This window comes from Pedobacter sp. AC212 (genome assembly GCF_979258625.1).
Genome location: NZ_OZ409870.1, coordinates 4,885,172 through 4,903,833, shown reverse-complemented (window position 1 = coordinate 4,903,833; position 18,662 = coordinate 4,885,172). Strand labels below are relative to the sequence as shown.

The window sequence follows — 18,662 nt, the reverse complement described above, 5'->3', positions numbered from 1 at the left end:
TTTTATGTTAATTTTCCGTTATTGAATAATTCCAAAGTAAATGAGTACAAGAACCGTTGCTCCGGCAATGATCCGGTAAATGCCGAACCAGCGGAAAGAATGCTTTTGAAGATAGGTGATGAAAGAGCGGATGGCCATCCATACATCCCACCCGCACCTGCTTTACTTAAATGAATGATCGTAGTTAGATTCGGTTCATGGGAAGGGCGTAGACGCTTAACGGTGTTTTTAATCAGTCCTAAAGCAATCTGATCTGCACTAGCAACTAGTAGCGCAATGGTAATAAGAACCTGCCAAATTTTTTTGCAGAAATTCTGGAAGAGGCAATAAATAATGAAGGCATAAAAAGGAAGCCAAAAACGCTTATCACTGGCCCAGTACATGATCGTATCCCAGAATGCATTATGGTGCTGATTTATCCACAAGAACCATTCAGTTTCAACCGGCAGGACCATTGCTAACACTGATCTCACTTTGGCAGACAGACAAAGTAAGACAAGCGCAATTAAGATAGCTGCCAGCAATAAGAGTTGAGAATTTATTTTTAATTTTTTCACCTACAATACTTTGACCGGCAGATTTTATTACCTGCTGGAATTTCTATTGTAGGCGCCATCAGCTTTTGAAAAAAGCGGTTGAATCGGAAGGACACCATTTCCGTATTGCAAATATAATACTAATAAAATGATGTGCAAAATCTTAAAGTAGGTGTTGAGAATTTAATTTATCACTATTCCTCCTTATTTGAATACGAGAACCAGTTTCTTATTCTTCTACCGTTTAAACAAGCATCATATCACGGGATTAAAGCTTTTCTTAAACAAAATGAAACCGCCTGGAAATAACCATGTTATCTATATAGGAATTTTTTTTATAACCCTAAAAAATTAAAGTTATGGGATACCATGAATGGAAAAACTGTATTGATGCATGCTTAAAGTGTGCTTCAATTTGCAATCATTGTGCAAGTTCATGCACTCAGGAAGAAGACGTGAAAATGATGGCGCGGTGTATTGAGCTTGATATGCAATGTGCAGCCATCTGCTACTCTGCCGCTCAATTGATGAGTATGGGTAGCTCTTTTGCTCAAGACATTTGCCGTATTTGCGCAGATATTTGCCAGCAATGCGGAGATGAGTGTAGTAATCATCATACCCAGCATTGTCAGGAATGTGCAGATGCTTGTAAGGCTTGTGCGGAAGAATGCAGAAGAATGACAGGAGTAGCTGCTTAAGATGCCAATCACCGTGAGCATTAATTGATTAAGGGCAGCATTCTAGTTGCCCTTTCATTTTTATAAATAGGCAAATTTATTCCATTCATTTTATTTTCATTATTCCCTCATTATTTGATATTTACCAAGGTTTGAGGTTGTTCTTGGTATGTCCTTTCTCTAGCCTTAAAAAAATGGGTTTTTTAGGATATGATTCTCATAAACTCATTCCATTATTCAAATAAGAATTTCAGTTTTTGATGATGAGTACTTGATAATTCGAATTCTATGAAAATGAAGGCTAGATGCGAGTTGAGGAATGCATTAAATAATGCATGAACTTTCAATTCCCGCTTCATCAAATTATTTCAAAAAACAAAAAATACAAATTTCATTTCAATGGCGGTGTTAAATCAATCACGTTGTTAAACCGAGGGTATGTACCTTCTAAATTAAATGCAAGCTACATGGCATTTGCGCATAATTGTAAAAAAATTTAGACCAAACGGATTTCCCCCCGTTTATCCTATAATTGAATAATATTCAAGCTGATCGATGTTCGCAATTGAAACTAATCCACATGCTTATTTGGCTAATTAGATAGCAGTTTATGGAGTTCAACACTGATGTCTAGACAATTGGTGTTTTATAAATAGTTGCGGTATATCTTAATTTTAGGGAAAATTCTAAAAAGTTCGAACCGAAAAATTCAATTTAATCTATTGTAAGTGACTTATTTTCAAGTTCTTAATGTTTAAAAAATAAGAGGCATACTTTTTAGATGCCTCATATTGCCACTTAGTAGGGTCAACCCGCGGAAGTTCGACCCTTTTTGAGCATTGTGAAGCTGTGGTTAATTTTGATAAAGTTTTGAACAACAAGATGGAGGGACAGTATAGGAAAAAGAAATTATTCGATGACAATCGAAAGTAGGGTGAGAAATATCGTAACCTAATATTTGTTGATATTTTGTAACGGTTTTGTTGCGGTTTATCCTCTCATCTTTTTAGATTAATGCAGATTTTAGCGCCTATATATTTAGGTTGTTAAATTTGAAGGGTTTGAAAGTTAAGCAGGTACCAAATTGCTCTATAATTGGAGTCGTCTTGCTGTACCTGATTATCTCTTTGGGCAATATCTTTTTTTTATCCAACCTCTCCCTTTTAGAGTCCGCCCGGGGAATAAAATCAGCTGCGCAGTACAAAGGTAGCTTTTCTCCGCTTGGAAAGGATTCAAAAATTACCAGACAATTTAAGTGTATCCTTGATGAACGCAAGAAAACCGTGCTTCCTGTTTTGGAAGCTTTTCTTATCGGCGTCATCTTATTTTTGGGGCTTTCGCTTTTAGCCTCTAACCTAAACAGGTATTTTCTTGAGATCAGATACAGGATTGCCGGATCAGTCCCAATTTATATTTCCAACCAGGTCTTTCGGATCTGAGATTTATCTCAATTTTCTTTTATTGACAGGTCCTTCAAATGATGAAGTGACGACGGCCGGTTAATCACCGTGTTTCCTGTCCAAGACGTCCGTCAAATCTTTTTCCTTAAATTTTAATTTAAAGACATGATCCGTATTAAACAGATTTTCTGTTTGTTCCCACTTTTATATATGGGGCTGGAAAGCCATGCCCAAACCTCCCCAAAGCCCATCGGGATCGTTGATCTGATCGATCACGTGACCGCTTTTTCACCTTCACTGGCCGCTGATTCAGCAACAGTTGATATACGTGCCGCCCAGTTAAGAGAGACCGCGGCGAATGCCCTTCCAAATCTGAAGCTTAATTATCAGGCAGATCTGGGCTCAAACAATAACGTGGCAGGACCTTATATGGCCTTTGGTATAGTTCCCTCCAATTCCAGAGGTGTTAGGACTGAAAGCACTACCAAGGCTACACTTACTAATCTTGGTATTGTCTCCCTTGATTGGGAGGTCTATAATTTTGGTGCCTATAAAGCTCAGAATGCAGTCGCCAAATCAGAACTTGTCGTTGAACGATCCAAGTTTGCCCAGCGCCGATACCAGACAAGGGCCATCGCTATTGATGATTACCTGAGTCTACTAAAGCTTCAGGACATGCTATCCATTCAAGCAAGCAATATCAGTCGCAATGAGCAGATCAACCGTTCGATTTTATCCCTTGCCAGAAGCGGTGTGCGTCCGGGTGTGGATACCAGTATCGCAGGGGCCGAACTCTCCAAATCAAGATTGAACTATATTGAAATGGACAATACCTACAGACAGGTTCAGCTCGACATTGCAGCAATCAGCGGGCTAAATCCGGAAAGTATTGTCGCTGACAGTACGATCCTGGATCGGCTAAAATCGCTTGAGGTAAACCTATCGGTAAAGTTGACCGACAGTTCAAGCCATCCGCTGCTTGATTTCTACAAAAGCAATTATCTAAGCAGCGTTGAGAAGGAAAACCTGGTCAAAAAAGCCTATAATCCAAAGGTAAGCCTGCAAGCTGCTGCCTGGTCAAGGGGATCAAGCATTGATGCCAATGATAATTTCAACAGTCTCTCGAATGGCTTGGAATGGCAACGGGAAAATTACCTCGTGGGCGTAGGGATCAGTTATAACTTATTTGATCTGCGCAGGCGTCAGTTGAAGCTTAGGACCCAAAAGGCCAGTAGCAATTTTTACTTAAAGGAACTACAGCAGGAAAGGTTAATGTTATCAAATGCCGCCCTTCAAGCAGGACTTGAGATCAGTACCGCGCATAAAAGACTCGATGAAATACCAAACCAGCTAAAGGCAGCGGCCGCAGGGTATCGCCAGAAGCTCTCGCTTTATAAGAACGGGCTGACCGACATCATTGAGCTCAATGCAGCCCTGACCATCCTTTACCGTGCAGAAACCGATTTTGTCAACGCAAAATATCTGTACATCCGGGCGCTTTTTCAAAAGGCTATCGCCACCAACCAAGTAGATTCACTGTTAAACACATTAAAATAATAAAGATATGTCAATGGTTACCTCGGCCCTGAAAAAGCCGATTACAACAGTGGTGATCACCGCGAGTTTACTGCTCTTTGCAGTTCTCAGTGCGCTGAAGATCCCAATAGATATTTTCCCCCAGCTTAATTCGCCGACAATATATGTTATTGAATCCTACGGAGGTATGTCTCCACAACAGATGGAGGGCTTCTTCTCCACTCGTCTACAGGATCAGTTTCTTTATGTTAATGGCGTTAAGAATATTACCGCCAAAAACATTCAGGGTTTGACGATGCTAAAGCTGAGTTTTTATGAAAGCACCAATATGGCAGAGGCTTCTGCCCAAGTTGCCTTGCAGGTTAACCGGGCCATGAAGTTCTTCCCTCCAGGCGCTTTGCCTCCGCAGGTGGTCCGCTTTGATGCCTCTTCACTGCCAGTAGGCCAGCTTGTACTCTCGGCCAAATCCCGCAGTCTGAAAGAAATCTATGATATGGCGGCAACGCGTATCAGGCCCATGTTTTCCTCTGTCGCAGGGCTTTCAGCGCCACCGCCATTCGGTGCCAATTCCCGCTCGATTACCATTAGTGTAGATCCGAGCAAATTAAGGAGTTATAATCTGACTCCGGACGAGGTGGTAGGGGCTTTATCCAAGTTCAATGTCATGTCTCCTTCGGGAAATCTAAGGTTGGACAATACCATGATGGTGACCTCTATGAACTCCCTGGTTAAAACGGTCGATGAATTCAACAACATTCCAATAGCTACAAAAAACGGCGTTTCAATATTGGTAAGGGATGTGGCAAGGGTTGCCGATGCAGCGGATGTTACCGTGGATTATGCATTGATCAACGGGAAACGGTCTGTGTATATTCCTGTGGTCAAAACAGCAGACGCCTCGACTTGGTCAGTGGTAAAGTCCTTAAAGGCCAAAATCCCCGAAATGCAGAGCCTCTTGCCGGACGATGTCCACATCTCTTATGAATTTGACCAGTCTGTTGCCGTTATCAACTCGGTAAAAAGCCTGATCACTGAAGGTGGTCTTGGTGCACTATTAACGGGCCTAATGGTGTTGCTATTCCTGCGTGATCTGCGAAGCAGTCTTATCGTGGTGATCACCATTCCGGTATCGATTTTAATTGGGGTGCTTTTACTAGGCATGTTCGGTCAGACCATAAATATCATGACCTTGAGCGGTCTGGCACTTGCAATAGGGATCCTGGTCGATCAGGCAACGGTGACGATCGAAAATATCCATCAGCACCTGGAAATGGGCAAGCCCAAACGCGAAGCCATTTACGATGCCTGTGAAGAAATCGCATTCCCGCTGCTGCTCATCCTGCTGTGTATTCTGGCCGTATTTGCACCATCTTTTATGATGAACGGTATACCAAAGGCGATGTTTTTGCCACTATCCCTTTCGATTGGCTTCACCATGGTTGTCTCTTTCATCGTGGCCCAGACCTTAGTTCCCATTCTATCCAACTGGATGATAAACGAAGAACGTTACCAGCACTATGACCATGGTAAGATCCATGCTCATGCAGGAGAGGCCCTGGACGAGAGGCAAGGAGAGCAGGTAGAAAAGCATCTGCAAAATGAAAAGGATGAACCGGAAAAAAATGATTTCTTTGAAAGGGTGAAGGTGCGGTTTATGGCAATCATCCAGCGGTGGATGCCGATGAAAAAAGGTATTGTCGGGATTTATTTAGTTCTGGTCATTTCTCTTGCAGGACTGGGATTTGTTTTTATTGGAAAGGATATGATGCCAAAGCTCAACAACGGACAGTTCCAGATACGCATCAAAGCGCCGGACGGTACCAGATTAGAGCGCACCGAGGAGAAATTTAAGCAGGTACTTTCCATTATCAATCAGACAGTAGATAACCATATCGCAGTTAGTTCGGGATACGTTGGGCTTATTCCGAGTAGTTACGGAACAAGTAACTTATATATCTTCAATACCGGTACCCATGAGGCTGTGCTTCAGGTGAACCTTGATGAAGATTATAAGGTAAATATGGATGAGCTGAAAGATGCGCTGAGAAAGAACATCGCTTATAAACTTCCTGACCTACGTATCACCTTTGAGCCGATTGACATGACCGAAAAGATTATGAGCCAAGGCGCTGCAACTCCTATTGAGATCAGAGTAGCAGGAAAAGATATGGACCAGATCGAGTCTTACGCTAATAAGGTGCTCTCTAAACTTAAAAAAATAGATTACCTCCGTGATATCCAGATTGCTCAACCCCTGCACATTCCCGTGGTTTCTATTACCCTTGATAGATTAAAGGCGGCGCAGTTTGGGCTGAACGTGGTTGATATCGCAAGGTCAGTTACTGCAAGTACCTCATCCAGCCGATTTACTGAGAAGAACCAATGGCTCGATGAAAAAACCGCCTATACCTACCAGGTACAGGTACAGGTTCCAGAGTATGTCATGAATACAATGGATGAGCTCAAAGAAATTCCTTTGGTTAAAGGGCAGAGCAGTCCGGTACTGGGCGACATCGCTACTTTCAATACCAGTTACCTTCCAGGAGAATATGACCGCTCCGGGCCAAGACGCTTTCTGACCGTGAGCGCAAACATTTATAAAAAGGATCTTGGAACGGCAACTGCTGATGTAGAAAAGGCACTAAAGTCCGTAGGCACGCCTCCTAAGGGACTAACTGCTGAAGTGAAAGGTATGTCGAGCCTGTTGACTGAAACACTATCTTCTCTTCAGGGCGGACTTGCTTTTGCGATATTGGTGATCTTCCTGCTGCTTGCGGCCAATTACCAGTCTTTCAAGCTTTCGCTGACGGTTCTTTCGACCGTTCCTGCTGTAATCCTTGGGTCGCTTACCGCATTATTGCTTACAGGTTCTACGCTTAACCTGCAGAGCTACATGGGGATGATCATGTCCACCGGGGTGTCAGTGGCCAATGCGATACTTATCGTGACCAACGCCGAAAAACTCAGGCTGGATTACAAGGATTCTACCCGGGCGGCAGTGGTGAGTGCCGGGATTCGTTTAAGGCCGATCCTGATGACCAGTTTTGCGATGATAGCCGGGATGATCCCGATGGCCTCTGGGTTGGGCGAATCCGGTGAACAGACCGCGCCGCTCGGCAGGGCTGTTATTGGTGGGCTATTCTTTTCAACCCTTGCCGCGCTCTTCATCCTTCCGCAGGTTTTCGCTTGGGTACAGAAAAAAAGCAGCTTAAAAGAACCAAACCTAATGCCTAGAAAAACAAGAATTTAAAAGATAAACAACATGAAAACCAGATTCATTCCCATCATAATAATTATAAGTACTCTGGCCGCGTGTGGCGGAAACCAGAAGCCCGTGAACATCAGTCCCGAAAAAAACGGCAAGGAAGCCAAATATGAAACCACAAAGGTCGAAGAAGAGGCCCTTTCCAGTTTTACCCGCATTCCCGGGGTGCTCAAGCCTTTCAACCAGGTGAACATTTTTCCCAAGGCCAATGGTTTTGTGAAAGCAATACTGGTCGATTTGGGTTCTAAGGTGACCAAAGGCCAGCTGCTGATGACCCTGGAAGCACCGGAACTCGAATCACAATTGCAATCGGCAAATTCCCGTTACCTGCAGGCACGGGAGACCGCATCGGCGAGCAGTGAGAAATACAGACGTCTGAAAGAAGCAGCAAAAGAGGAAGGTTCGGTATCTCCGCTAGAACTTGATAATGCGCTTTCCAGGATGAAAGGAGATAAGGCCATAGCTGAGGCTGAGCGGTCAAATGTATCCTCCGTACGTACCATGCAGGACTACTTGAAAGTATATGCGCCTTTTGACGGGGTGATCGTTGACAGGAATGTATCACCGGGAGCACTGGTGTCGGCGGGCAAATCTTCGGACCTACCCATGCTGGTATTGCAGGACCTGACCCACATGAGGCTTGAAGTTTCTATACCTGAGGATTATGTAGACAAAGTGGACCTAAGCCAGATGGTCAAGTTCCGCTTCAATGCGCTGCCGGGGGAACAGCGCCAGGCCAAGATCAGCCGGTCTGCAAATTCACTGGGCAACATGCGCCAGGAAATCGTCGAGGTTGACGTGGCCAATAAAGATAACAGGTTGAAGGCCGGCATGTATGCCGAGGTTGAAATCCCGCTTAAATCAGGTGCGACTTCGCTTCTTGTGCCTAATTCTGCTATCGTGCGTTCTACAGAACGGAAGTACGTAGTGGAAATTGCAAATGGTAAAGCCAAGCTCGTTGACATTAAGGAAGGGATGAAGGGAACAGAGATGACCGAGATTTTTGGTTCCATCAAAGCCGGGACAGAGATTATTTCGCCCGCGAACGATGAGATCAAAAGCGGTCAGACGCTATAAAACATTGCCGGGCGGATATTAGCCGCCCGGCAAATCTTTTTATTAGTCAGATAAGAAAAAAGGAAAATATGAAAGATTTAGAATTTAACCATGAGTTTGAAATCGGGGGAAAACACATTTGCATAGATGTCCCAAAGAAAAGATGCAACCAGGTCTACATCGAGGGAGAGCTGGTTGGGACGGTTTGGGAATGTAAAAAACAAGGGGTAATATCCTTTGTATCAAGAGATTTTAAGCTTGCCCCTTACCTGGAAAGCATTGCGGCCGAGTTAAACATTTTTTACAGGACCTCCCTATGAGTGCCTATGCCGGATGGACATTTCAACCTTTTCTGATCTGTTTCCTGTTATTAATGACTGTAAAGGTAAAGGCGCAAGATCAAACTGCCGTCCCCAAGATATCGGTAGGCTTTGTCATGGGCTTTCCGACCGGTAAGACGGCTAAAACTTATGTCAACGGATATGGGGCATCAACAAAGGTGGAATTCAAGGTTTCGGAGCACCTCAACCTAACCGGATCTGCGGGCTATATGACTTTCCGCTACAGGGATGAGGTAAAAAAACGTCTCGATTATTTAGGAGAGCCAACAAGCATGAATGGTGTTGTTCCAATTAAAGTCGGAGCAAAATATTACTTTGAAGGTATCTATTACGCTGCCCTTGAGCTTGGTGCAGCAAATACTCTTGGAGACCGGCTGAATACCTCTTTTGCCTACGGACCGACTTTGGGTGCCAGCATTCCAATTTCGAAGCATTATAGTGCAGATCTCGGCCTTCGTTATGAGGGTTGGAAAAGCAGCGGAGGGCAGGTTTCCTTTTTTGGACTTCGTTTGGCTCTGGCAATTTCAGGAACTAAAAAATAATAGGCAAAATATTTAACCTAAAATTTAAATTATGACAGAGAAAAATATTTCACAACCATTTGAAACTTTTGACCATAATAAATCCTCAGCAAAGGGTGGAGATAACGCATATCACCCCGCAAACCAAGATAGAGAGGTTTTATTGCGTTACCTGCTGGAGCGGTTGAACCTGGAAACCGGCCATCTCAATGAGAAGCGAAAATTGAGGAAGTAGGGGCCTTTTTAGACCTTTAAAAAACATTCGTAGGAATGGCAAATCAGATTTATTATAACCAGGGGCAACCCACAATATGCATGACAAATGGAAAAGATGATATATCTTTTGGAAAATGATGAGGGTATAACCGAAGTATTACAGCTTCTTTTTAACAGTGAGGGGTACGGGGTTTCCGCGTTTTCTTCGGTAAGCTCGTTTATGGCAGGGCTAAGTGATCATGTTGCAGATCTTTTTCTGCTGGATGTTATGCTCCCCGATGGAAACGGCATTGAAGTCTGCAGTTACCTGAAGTCCTTAGAGAAAACCCGGAATGTTCCGATTATCATGATGAGTGCTCATGCGGACCGTTATGACATTAGAAGGGGCTGCGCTGCAGAGAATTTTATTAAAAAGCCTTTCGATATTCACGACCTGCTGCGTTTGGTAGCGAAACATATTTGACCGGTGATAAAGTACGGGTTCTCTCAAGTTTGGTATTCGTGCTCACAATCAGTGTTTCCATGTCAGAGATCCGCTAAGTCGTTCTTACAAGATATATCAACAAAAGCATGCTTGAAATGAAAATAACCACGGTAAGGACTTTGATGAGTGTAGAGGAATGGTAATAACTGCCTTGATTAATAAGTGTATGAGTTTTTTGATAGCGCATAAATGCCAGGATGATGGTCAGTGCGCCTACCCCGACAAGAAGTATTCCTATCCTCTGTGAGTTGCCGGTTTGGTGTACGACGGCTTTGGCCCCAAGAGCGAGAGTGATCTGCTTGATAAAAAGTGAAAACTTTACCACCACAAAACCAAAGCCCATAATTCCTATGCTAGTTCTTATCCAGGCAAGAAAAGTCCGTTCGTTGGCCAGATGGTCACCAGTGTTTGATTTAGGAATGGCTTGTTCTTCTTTTTCCATTATTGATAATATTGGTTGACGGATCACCGCATGCCTGATTAACAAAATTTTATCAATGCTGTTTGGGCGAGTACTGTTTTAATTATGTAGCTTTTCGATAAATTCCCTAGCATTTTTAAATGCGTTACTCCGCACAGCACATACGATGATAGACAATTTTGTCGAACCTTTTGAATTTTAGTGTTGCCGGCATAAGCCATTGATATTTAAACATGACAATAATTTTCGGCGTTTGCGGCCCCGGGTGAAATGGATCCGGCACAACTGATCCTAATCTTTGCATCGTATCGAAATACCAATTTGCACCTTTTAAAGATTCACTGCCGTTTTGGTTTTTACATTAGGGATGAACGATTACCCATCCTTCCGCCGAACGGATGATGATCTCTCCGTTGCCGCTTGGCACATAGCTGATGAAATCGAAGAGATCTGACTTATCGATTTTCCGCTCGCGAACGGTATTCTCGCACTGCGCAAGAATTACGCCCTTTGACTTTAGCAAATTAAGCTGCTCAAGGAACTTTCCATCCTTGCGATAAACCGCCACGCCATCCCCGAAGGCGATAAGCTCAACCTCCAGTTTTCCCTTCAATCTTGGATCCTCCAAAGCATTGTTGATGTTCCTGAGTGTTCCCGAAATATGTTTTTCCTCGGCACTGTTAAGTACATATAGCGCTTTATATGATTTCTTTTTTGCAACAGCACCCGTAAACGGTTTTTTTGTCTCCTGTGCAGATACATTGGTGGTGATGACCATCATGATGACAAGCTGGAGTAAGATCAGTAATTTTTTCATGTTTCTATTTTTTCTGTTTTATAGGTGCGTGCTGTTCAGCCATGTCAATAAAGGGACCATATTTATGCTGCTTTTCGCTAAAGTGATCTGCATATGGCCCGAAGGGATAATCTATTGGCTTTGTGTACAGGTTTTTATAGTCGTTTTTGGAATCCAGGTGCGGTCTGGGCTGCGCATTCACAAATGCAGCTACGTCCCAGGCTTCCGCATCCGTTAAGTTCGGATCTTTGTAGGTGGCGCCATAAGGCATGTTGTTTTTGACAAATCCTGCAAAATTTCCAAGCCTGAACATTCCTGCACCATCGTTATAGCTGTCCCTGCCCCAAAGGGGAGGGTACATATATCCTTTTCCATCAGGTGAGGCAACGCCTTTGCCCGTTTCTCCATGACAGCTGCTGCATTTGGAGGCATATACCATTTTCCCCTTCAGGGGATCTGCAGGCACATCCAGATATGGGATTTTTTTTACCGAATTATCCGCAATGGAATGTGCGGCATCCTGTTTTTTTCCAACCCATTTTAAATAGGCCAACATGGCGACCATTTCCCTGGAATTTCTTCCCGGAGCTTTGCCGTTCATGCTTCGCTCGAAGCACTCATTAATCCGTTCAAAGGCTTCTTCCTTTCTACCGCTTCTTGCGCTCATTTTTGGAAAACCTGCATAAAAGATGGAGAAATTATTCGCAAAGGGCCTGGTTCCTGCATCCAAGTGGCAGTTCTGACAATTCATACCATTAGTCAGCTTTCCTACGATACCCTGCGGCCCTAAATAGTATGCCGTACGGACAATCAAATCCCGGCCATACCTGATCAGATCCGCATCAGCTTTGCCCTGAAGCTGCATCGTATCAGGCGCCTTCCAATATTCGGGTTTAGCAACACGGCGCTCTAAAGGTTTTATTTGATTCTTTTGAATGGATGGATTAGGCTTATCCGCATAGAAACTTTTTGGAAGATGAAATCCGCTGAGTGCTAAAACAAGAGAAAACATGATCACAACGAATAGAAATGACGTCCATACGAGATATTTTCCAAACCGGGCAAATACCTGCAGTTTATCCTCGTTGTTTCTTTCTGTTTTCACACTTTTAAAATATTAATTCTGAAAATCCTTAATGGCCTCACCAATATCAAGCACCTTTTGCTTGCCATCAATAACGGATGCAATCAGTGAGCTTGCAGCCGCACTTCTGTATCCACCGGCGCAGTGTACTGCTACGGGTTGCTCCAGCGGAATTTCGTTTACCCTTTCCCTTAAATTTCCCAGTGGAATATTTATGCTGTTCTCAAAAATACTGTTTTCCATACGCTCTGTCTTGTTCCTCACATCCACAATGGTATATCCATTTTGGTTCTCTTTAAAATTTTGGATATCGATAATCTCATCCGGGACAGTTTCTACTGCGTTTATAAAACCGCCGGCAAGCTGCGTTTCATACCCGATGGATGCGGTCCTCGCGATAAGACTATGCAATGTAGCAAGATTTTCTGCCATAAGATAATAAGGCTCTTCAGGCTTCACAATGCTGCCCAGCCAGGTTTCAAATTTGTTTCCATCCATGATATTTACAGCGCCTTCTATATGTCCCTTCTTAAAAACATCTTCCCTTCGCGTATCGATAATTAGGGCATTTGGTTTTAAGTTTTCACCGGATTCCATGATCTGAACCGCACTTACCGAATCTTCAAACGGTGCTGCGCCTTTCTTGTTCAAGGCCACATCAAAAGGGAAGTAAAATGGAATGAATGGCTGGTTTTCATTTAATGCGCTCACAAAATCGGCCTCAGTCATTTCCTGCAGTGACCAGTTACTTCTTTTTTCAGCACCAATGGTACTGCTATTGGCCTCGCTCAACGCTTTTCCGCAGAGCGTACCTGCCCCGTGTGCCGGATACAGAATCACTTCATCTGAGAGTTTCATCAGTTTGTCCCTTAATGAATGGTACATTTGGGCGGCAAGGAAATTGCGTTCCGCCATTGAATCACCTCCGCTTTCCCTTAAATCCGGCCTTCCGCAGTCACCGATAAAAAGGGTATCTCCGGAAAATAGCGCTTTTTGTTTCCCATCGTGTTCGAGCAAAATACTGATACTATCCGGAGAGTGCCCCGGGGTGTTGATTGCCCTTAAGGTGATCTTTCCCAGGGTTATCGTCTGGTCTTCATCAAATGGGGAAAACAGGTAGGACGGCGTATTGAGTTTGCTGCAATATATTGTTGCGCCGGTCTTATGATGGATTTCAAGATGAGCACTCACAAAATCCGCATGCGGGTGCGTCTCGATAACACCAACTATTTTGGCCTGGTGTTTTTCGGCAAAATGGTAATATGCAGACGGATCCCTGGAGGGATCGATCAATATGATTTCATTCCGGCATTCGCTCAGTACCGCATAGCTGTAATGGGAGAGGTGCTTGTCTTCAAATTGTTCTATTTTCATGTGTTTTTATTTTTGATTAATGTGTTTAACGGTATGATTCCTGCCTTTGCCAGGTTTACATCAAATTTACCCTTTAGCGGTTCTTCGCACTGTAACTTTTGTCACAGCGCCCCAAAATCTTCTCAGCAGTTTCTGCCTGCACTTTCATCATATTTGATCGGAGAGAGGACATGGAGCAAAAGGGTTCTGGCATAGCGGTAGTTGAAGGTGAACAGTAGGATGACCGGCGAAATAGTGGTTGCGATGATTGCCCACTGCTCTTCTTCGCCAAAGATCATGAATGCCGGAATGCCCGCATTGACAAGTTCTGCGACAATGAAAACATAGCTCACATACATCGCTCCGATAAAGAAGCCCGGCTCTATCTCATAGTTCAGGTTGCAGCAGGCAAATTTTTTATTCATCTGATCATATTTCCAATGGAACATGGAATGGGTATATAATTTTCCCTTTCGGCACCTGGGACATCTATGGTCTATTATAGCCCTTAGTTTGCTCATCAGATTCTATTTTATTAATGAGGGAGCTTGCTTTTCATCGCTCCGTATAGATAGGTGCCCAGGAGCGCACCAAGGATGACCACCGCCATACCGGCATATCCGCTCCCAAGGTTGACGAACATGGGGCCGGGACAGGCGCCGGTGAGTGCCCAGCCCAGGCCGAAAATGGTGCCGCCTAGTAGGTATTTTATATAGGCCTTGTCCTTATCGTGGAAGACAATCGGATTTCCGGCCAGATCCTTGGCTTTGAATTTTTTGATCAGCCATACTGCAATTACGCCAAGTACAACGGCCGTACCAATAATTCCATACATATGGAAAGACTGGAAACGGAACATTTCCTGGATCCTGTACCAGGAAACAGCCTCAGACTTGGTCATGATGATTCCGAAAAGTGTTCCTGCAAGAATATATTTTATGAATTTCATTTTTTTTAGATTTAAAAGATAAAAGGCATGATGAGGAAAGTCATGATCAGGCCACCAACAAAGAAACCGATTACGGCTACTAGTGATGGTACTTGCAGATTCGAAAGCCCGGATATGGCGTGACCAGAAGTACAACCGCCTGCATAACGAGATCCAAAACCGACTAATAAACCACCGATGAGTAAAATAGCCAGCGTTTTTAAATCTTTCATTGCTTCCAGTGAAAACAGGCCGGTTGGATTTAACCCACCATCGAACTTAATGCCCAATTGATTTAAATCGGAGATTGTGGCGGATGATAATTTTACGGGAGATGGACTGCTAAGGTAATTTGTAGCAACAAATCCACCTATTACCGAGCCGATAAGGAACATGAGGTTCCAGGTCTGGTCTTTCCATTTAAAATCAAAAAATTTTACTTTCCTGCCTGCTCCGGCTATGCTGCACATCGTTCGCAGGTTTGATGAAAAGCCAAAGGACTTTCCGAAAAAAAGTAGGATGAGCATAATGAGTACGATCATGCTGCCCGAGAAATACCAAGGCCAGGGTTGTTTAATAAAATCAATCATGTTTTTTTAAATGAAATGTTAATATGGGTGTTTTTGTTGTTGTTAAAAGGTAATGCCTGTGGCGGTTTGAGCAAGTAAGTGCTGAATCATTTTAGCAAACTGCCATCCCGAAGAAATCCGGCCGGCAGCGTTGAATAGATCAATATTTCTTGAATATATTTCTTCATTTTGGCCAGGTACCGATACCTCCAACCAGGTTGAATGCTTCCACCCCAAGTTTTCTCATCTCCGATACCGCTGAGGAGGAACGCTTTCCACTTCTGCAATAGAGGAAATACCGCTTGGCCTTATCCAGCTTTGCAAGTTCTAAAGAAAAGGCAGAACCCAGGAAATCGATATATATGGCTGAAGGAAGCGCGCCTGGGGCATATTCAGGCTTTGTCCTTACATCTAAGAGGACTGCGTCACTGCTTTTTGTAAATTCGTTTTTGAAGTGGTAGCCATCGAGGTTGTACGCACCTTTTGAAAAAAAACTGCTGATCATTTGAAGTAGTTTATTCATTGTATTTATTCGTTTCTTATTGCTCTGTATTTTTTTTAAAGCTGCAGAACAGAAAATCCTGCGTGCTTTGCATTGGGGTAGTGTGCTCTTGCGGCCTGCACTCTATTTCGGTAAACCCTTCTCTAAATATCTCGCGCAGCGTTCTTTCACTGTATCTTGAAACGGGCAGGCCACTGCATTTTTCTGGTCCGGTGAGCGAAAAAGTCGCCATGACCAAGTATTCTCCGGTAAACTGACCTGCCGTGTTTGCATAACTATGGATTTCCTCTGATGAATGAAGGAAATGAAAAGTGGCCCGGTCATGCCAGACTGCATAACTTCTTTGCGGCACAAAATCCCTGATGTCTGTCTCGATCCAGTGTATCCTGCCAGACAGTTCTCCAAGCCTTGCCTTTGCCTTTTCCAATGCCCGGGAAGATATATCCACTACGGTAATATCGCTGTAGCCTTCCTGAAGCAAAAAATCCACAAGCAGACTGTCTCCCCCGCCAATATCGATTATCGGAGCAGATTTATCCAGATTGAACCCCGTTATCATCTCCATTGAAACTGTGGGGTAGACCTGCGTCCAGCTGACCTGGTCAGGACTTTTTTCTAAATACACCTTTTCCCAGTGCGATTTTTTCTCATTTTTCATATCCCTTTTATATTAAGGTACTTGGACATACAAATGCTGTAGTCGGAATACATCCGTTTTCCTGTATGGCCTTAAAACCACCAGCCACATCGATGAGGTTGTGGTACCCGCGTGAGCGCATGATGGAATTGAAAATAACAGAACGGTAACCACCTGCACAGTGAACAAAGTAGGTCTTGGTTTTATCGACGGTGCCGAGGTTTTCGTTGATATAATCCAGTGGAAGGTTGACAGCACCCTCGACATGCTCGCTTAAGTATTCCTTTGTTTTTCTGACGTCCAGAATATTTACCTCCGCTTTTTTGCCGATTTCGGCCAGCCGGGCTACACAAACCGATTTTATCTCGTCGGTTTCCTGACCAGCTTTTTTCCAGGCAACGACGCCGCCATCTAGGTAACCTACTGCACCATCAAATCCTACTCTTGATAAACGGGTGAGCACTTCTTCAATTCTACCCTCATCTGTAATAAGTAAAATAGGATGTTTAATGTCCGGGATTAAAGTTCCTACCCAGGGGGCGAAATTTCCATCGATGCCAATATTTACCGAGTTTGGGAGAAAGCCTTTTATAAAATCCTCTGGAGCTCTTGTGTCGAGAATTACCGCTCCTGTTTCATTTGCAACCCGCTCAAAAGCATCGGGGTTAAGGGCTTGCATGCCTCGTTCTATCACTTTGTTAAAACTATCATATCCATGGATGTTCATCATGACGTTTTCAGGAAAATATGCAGGAGGCGGTAAAAGACCATCAGTAACCTCTTTAATGAATTCGTCTTTGGACATGCCTGCCCTTAGCGCATAATTGGTCTTCTTTTGATTTCCCAAAAGATCGGTGGTCTCTTTGCTCATATTTTTTCCGCATGCGCTACCCGCACCATGTGCAGGATAAACCATAATATCATCGCTTAAAGGCATGATCTTATTGCGTAAAGAATCAAAGAGATAACCTGCTAGCATCTCACTTGTAAGCTCACTGACCGGTTTCTGTGCCAGATCGGGTCTTCCCACATCGCCTATAAAAAGCGTATCGCCGGAGAACAGTGCTATTTCCTTTCCTTGCTCATCGCTAACCAGGAAACAGGTGCTTTCCATGGTATGTCCTGGGGTGTGCAACACTTTAATCTTTGCCCCACCAAGTCGCAACACTTCTCCGTCTTTCGCACCGTAAAAATCAAAGTCGGGTTTTGCATTCGGCCCGTAAACGATTTCTGCGCCGCTTTCTTTAGCCAGATCAATGTGTCCGGATACAAAATCGGCATGGAAATGTGTTTCGAGCACGTATTTTATTTTTGCGTTGTTCTTCCGTGCACGTTCCATATACGGACTAACCTCTCGAAGCGGATCGATAATGGCCGCCTCTCCGTTGCTTTCTATATAATAGGCACCTTGTGCCAGACATCCGGTGTAAATTTGTTCTATAATCATGATGATTAAATTAGTATGTCAAAATTAATCCTTAACGATATGGTCGTTGGTGACTTTTGTCACACAAGGAGTTTGTTTCTGAAGGTTACTTAAATATTACCTCTTTTAGAATGATGTAGCAACCCATAACCAGTACAAACCACCCGAAACCTTTCTTCAGTTTTCCTCCATCTATTTTTTTGTTTATCATTCCACCTACCACGATACCGGCGATGGCAACGGTAGTAATTTTGGCGAGAAAGATCCAGTCGATATGGAAATGTCCAAGATCGCCGGTGAAACCGATGAGCGAATTAAGCGCTATGATGAAAAGTGAAGTACCTACGGCCTCTTTCATGGGTAAGCCCACTAAAATAACAAGTGTAGGAATAAGTAGAAAGCCACCACCAGCACCCAAAAAACCAGTAGCGAGGCCGATGGCAATGCCGTATAAAAACAGTTTACCGATGTGAAGTGGGGGTTTTTCTATTCGGGTGCTGCTTTCTGCTCTTGCACCTTTAATCATCGCTGTTGCAGCCGCTACCATCAAAACTGCAAAGAGTACCATCATGAGCATGTTTTCTGTTAACTCAAAATCGCCGATTTTTATTATTATCTTGGGTATAAGGGGGATAATGAATTTGCGGGTTAAGAATACAGTTGAGATGGATGCACTACCAAACAGCAAAGCTGTTTTAATATTCACCAGCCCACGCTTAAAATTCCCGACTGTACCTGCTAAACTTGTAGAGCCAACGATGAACAATGAATAAGAAGTAGCCAATAGCGGATTAACCCCAAATAGGTAAACCAGTACCGGCATGGTGAGGATAGAACCGCCACCGCCGATCAATCCAAGCGAAATTCCAATTAAGGCAGATGCAACGTATGCAATGATTTCCATTTCTGTTATT

20 protein-coding genes and 1 riboswitch are annotated in these 18,662 nt (G+C 43.7%); of the genes, 8 read left to right on the top strand and 12 right to left on the bottom strand.

The window, feature by feature from the left end; translation table 11 throughout:
• Window positions 1–2: 2 nt before the first annotated feature.
• Window positions 3–557, bottom strand: a complete 555-nt coding sequence (locus ACZZZC_RS21035) for a phosphatase PAP2 family protein (protein ID WP_316844994.1) — start codon at window positions 555–557, stop codon at window positions 3–5.
• 42 nt (window positions 558–599) lie between these two features.
• Window positions 600–668: riboswitch (Fluoride riboswitch) on the bottom strand.
• A 329-nt stretch (window positions 669–997) separates the two neighbouring features.
• Between ACZZZC_RS21035 and ACZZZC_RS21030 the strand changes: the two genes are divergently transcribed.
• The 8 genes from ACZZZC_RS21030 to ACZZZC_RS20995 all read left to right on the top strand — a co-directional run bounded on the left by ACZZZC_RS21030 (window position 998) and on the right by ACZZZC_RS20995 (window position 10,011).
• Window positions 998–1,234 carry a four-helix bundle copper-binding protein gene (locus ACZZZC_RS21030; protein WP_231459955.1) on the top strand — a complete coding sequence of 79 codons (237 nt, stop codon included), beginning with the start codon at window positions 998–1,000 and terminating at the stop codon, window positions 1,232–1,234.
• Between the two features lie 1,544 nt (window positions 1,235–2,778).
• Window positions 2,779–4,170, top strand: coding sequence for a TolC family protein (locus ACZZZC_RS21025; protein ID WP_056095310.1), 1,392 nt, complete (start codon window positions 2,779–2,781; stop codon window positions 4,168–4,170).
• Between the two features lie 7 nt (window positions 4,171–4,177).
• Window positions 4,178–7,399, top strand: coding sequence for an efflux RND transporter permease subunit (locus ACZZZC_RS21020; protein ID WP_056095306.1), 3,222 nt, complete (start codon window positions 4,178–4,180; stop codon window positions 7,397–7,399).
• A gap of 12 nt (window positions 7,400–7,411) precedes the next feature.
• Complete coding sequence (locus ACZZZC_RS21015) at window positions 7,412–8,491, top strand: efflux RND transporter periplasmic adaptor subunit (RefSeq protein ID WP_056095304.1); 1,080 nt, start codon at window positions 7,412–7,414, stop codon at window positions 8,489–8,491.
• A 68-nt stretch (window positions 8,492–8,559) separates the two neighbouring features.
• Window positions 8,560–8,790 (top strand): hypothetical protein, encoded by a 231-nt coding sequence (locus ACZZZC_RS21010; RefSeq protein WP_056095301.1) that lies wholly within the window; start codon window positions 8,560–8,562, stop codon window positions 8,788–8,790.
• Window positions 8,787–9,353 carry a hypothetical protein gene (locus ACZZZC_RS21005; RefSeq protein WP_056095298.1) on the top strand — a complete coding sequence of 189 codons (567 nt, stop codon included), beginning with the start codon at window positions 8,787–8,789 and terminating at the stop codon, window positions 9,351–9,353. The genes ACZZZC_RS21010 and ACZZZC_RS21005 overlap by 4 nt, the downstream gene beginning before the upstream one ends.
• A gap of 31 nt (window positions 9,354–9,384) precedes the next feature.
• The gene (locus tag ACZZZC_RS21000; protein ID WP_056095295.1) at window positions 9,385–9,567 is read left to right on the top strand and encodes a hypothetical protein; all 183 of its coding nucleotides are present in this window, start codon (window positions 9,385–9,387) and stop codon (window positions 9,565–9,567) included.
• Window positions 9,568–9,654: 87 nt separating this feature from the next.
• Complete coding sequence (locus ACZZZC_RS20995) at window positions 9,655–10,011, top strand: response regulator (RefSeq protein ID WP_056095291.1); 357 nt, start codon at window positions 9,655–9,657, stop codon at window positions 10,009–10,011.
• Between the two features lie 73 nt (window positions 10,012–10,084).
• Here the strand turns inward: ACZZZC_RS20995 and ACZZZC_RS20990 are convergent, their stop codons facing one another.
• The 11 genes from ACZZZC_RS20990 to ACZZZC_RS20940 form a co-directional block, all read right to left on the bottom strand.
• Window positions 10,085–10,474: a YidH family protein gene (locus ACZZZC_RS20990; protein WP_056095288.1), complete on the bottom strand. Its 390-nt coding sequence runs from the start codon at window positions 10,472–10,474 to the stop codon at window positions 10,085–10,087.
• A gap of 340 nt (window positions 10,475–10,814) precedes the next feature.
• Window positions 10,815–11,270 (bottom strand): DsrE family protein, encoded by a 456-nt coding sequence (locus tag ACZZZC_RS20985; protein WP_056095285.1) that lies wholly within the window; start codon window positions 11,268–11,270, stop codon window positions 10,815–10,817.
• Between the two features lie 4 nt (window positions 11,271–11,274).
• Entirely contained in the window at window positions 11,275–12,354 is a 1,080-nt protein-coding gene (locus ACZZZC_RS20980) for a c-type cytochrome (protein ID WP_199562757.1), read from the bottom strand.
• Window positions 12,355–12,366: 12 nt separating this feature from the next.
• Window positions 12,367–13,707: an MBL fold metallo-hydrolase gene (locus ACZZZC_RS20975; protein WP_056095282.1), complete on the bottom strand. Its 1,341-nt coding sequence runs from the start codon at window positions 13,705–13,707 to the stop codon at window positions 12,367–12,369.
• Between the two features lie 122 nt (window positions 13,708–13,829).
• On the bottom strand, window positions 13,830–14,111 hold the full coding sequence (locus tag ACZZZC_RS20970) for a hypothetical protein (RefSeq protein ID WP_146202964.1): 282 nt from the start codon (window positions 14,109–14,111) through the stop codon (window positions 13,830–13,832).
• A gap of 110 nt (window positions 14,112–14,221) precedes the next feature.
• The gene (locus ACZZZC_RS20965; protein ID WP_056095276.1) at window positions 14,222–14,635 is read right to left on the bottom strand and encodes a DUF6691 family protein; all 414 of its coding nucleotides are present in this window, start codon (window positions 14,633–14,635) and stop codon (window positions 14,222–14,224) included.
• 11 nt (window positions 14,636–14,646) lie between these two features.
• Complete coding sequence (locus ACZZZC_RS20960; protein ID WP_056095272.1) at window positions 14,647–15,204, bottom strand: YeeE/YedE family protein; 558 nt, start codon at window positions 15,202–15,204, stop codon at window positions 14,647–14,649.
• Window positions 15,205–15,367: 163 nt separating this feature from the next.
• Entirely contained in the window at window positions 15,368–15,706 is a 339-nt protein-coding gene (locus tag ACZZZC_RS20955; RefSeq protein WP_197413310.1) for a rhodanese-like domain-containing protein, read from the bottom strand.
• A 16-nt stretch (window positions 15,707–15,722) separates the two neighbouring features.
• On the bottom strand, window positions 15,723–16,343 hold the full coding sequence (locus ACZZZC_RS20950) for a class I SAM-dependent methyltransferase (protein WP_056095270.1): 621 nt from the start codon (window positions 16,341–16,343) through the stop codon (window positions 15,723–15,725).
• 7 nt (window positions 16,344–16,350) lie between these two features.
• A complete protein-coding gene (locus tag ACZZZC_RS20945; RefSeq protein ID WP_056095268.1) occupies window positions 16,351–17,769 on the bottom strand; it encodes an MBL fold metallo-hydrolase in 1,419 nt (472 codons plus the stop codon).
• 85 nt (window positions 17,770–17,854) lie between these two features.
• A complete protein-coding gene (locus ACZZZC_RS20940; protein WP_056095265.1) occupies window positions 17,855–18,652 on the bottom strand; it encodes a sulfite exporter TauE/SafE family protein in 798 nt (265 codons plus the stop codon).
• Window positions 18,653–18,662 lie beyond the last annotated feature (10 nt).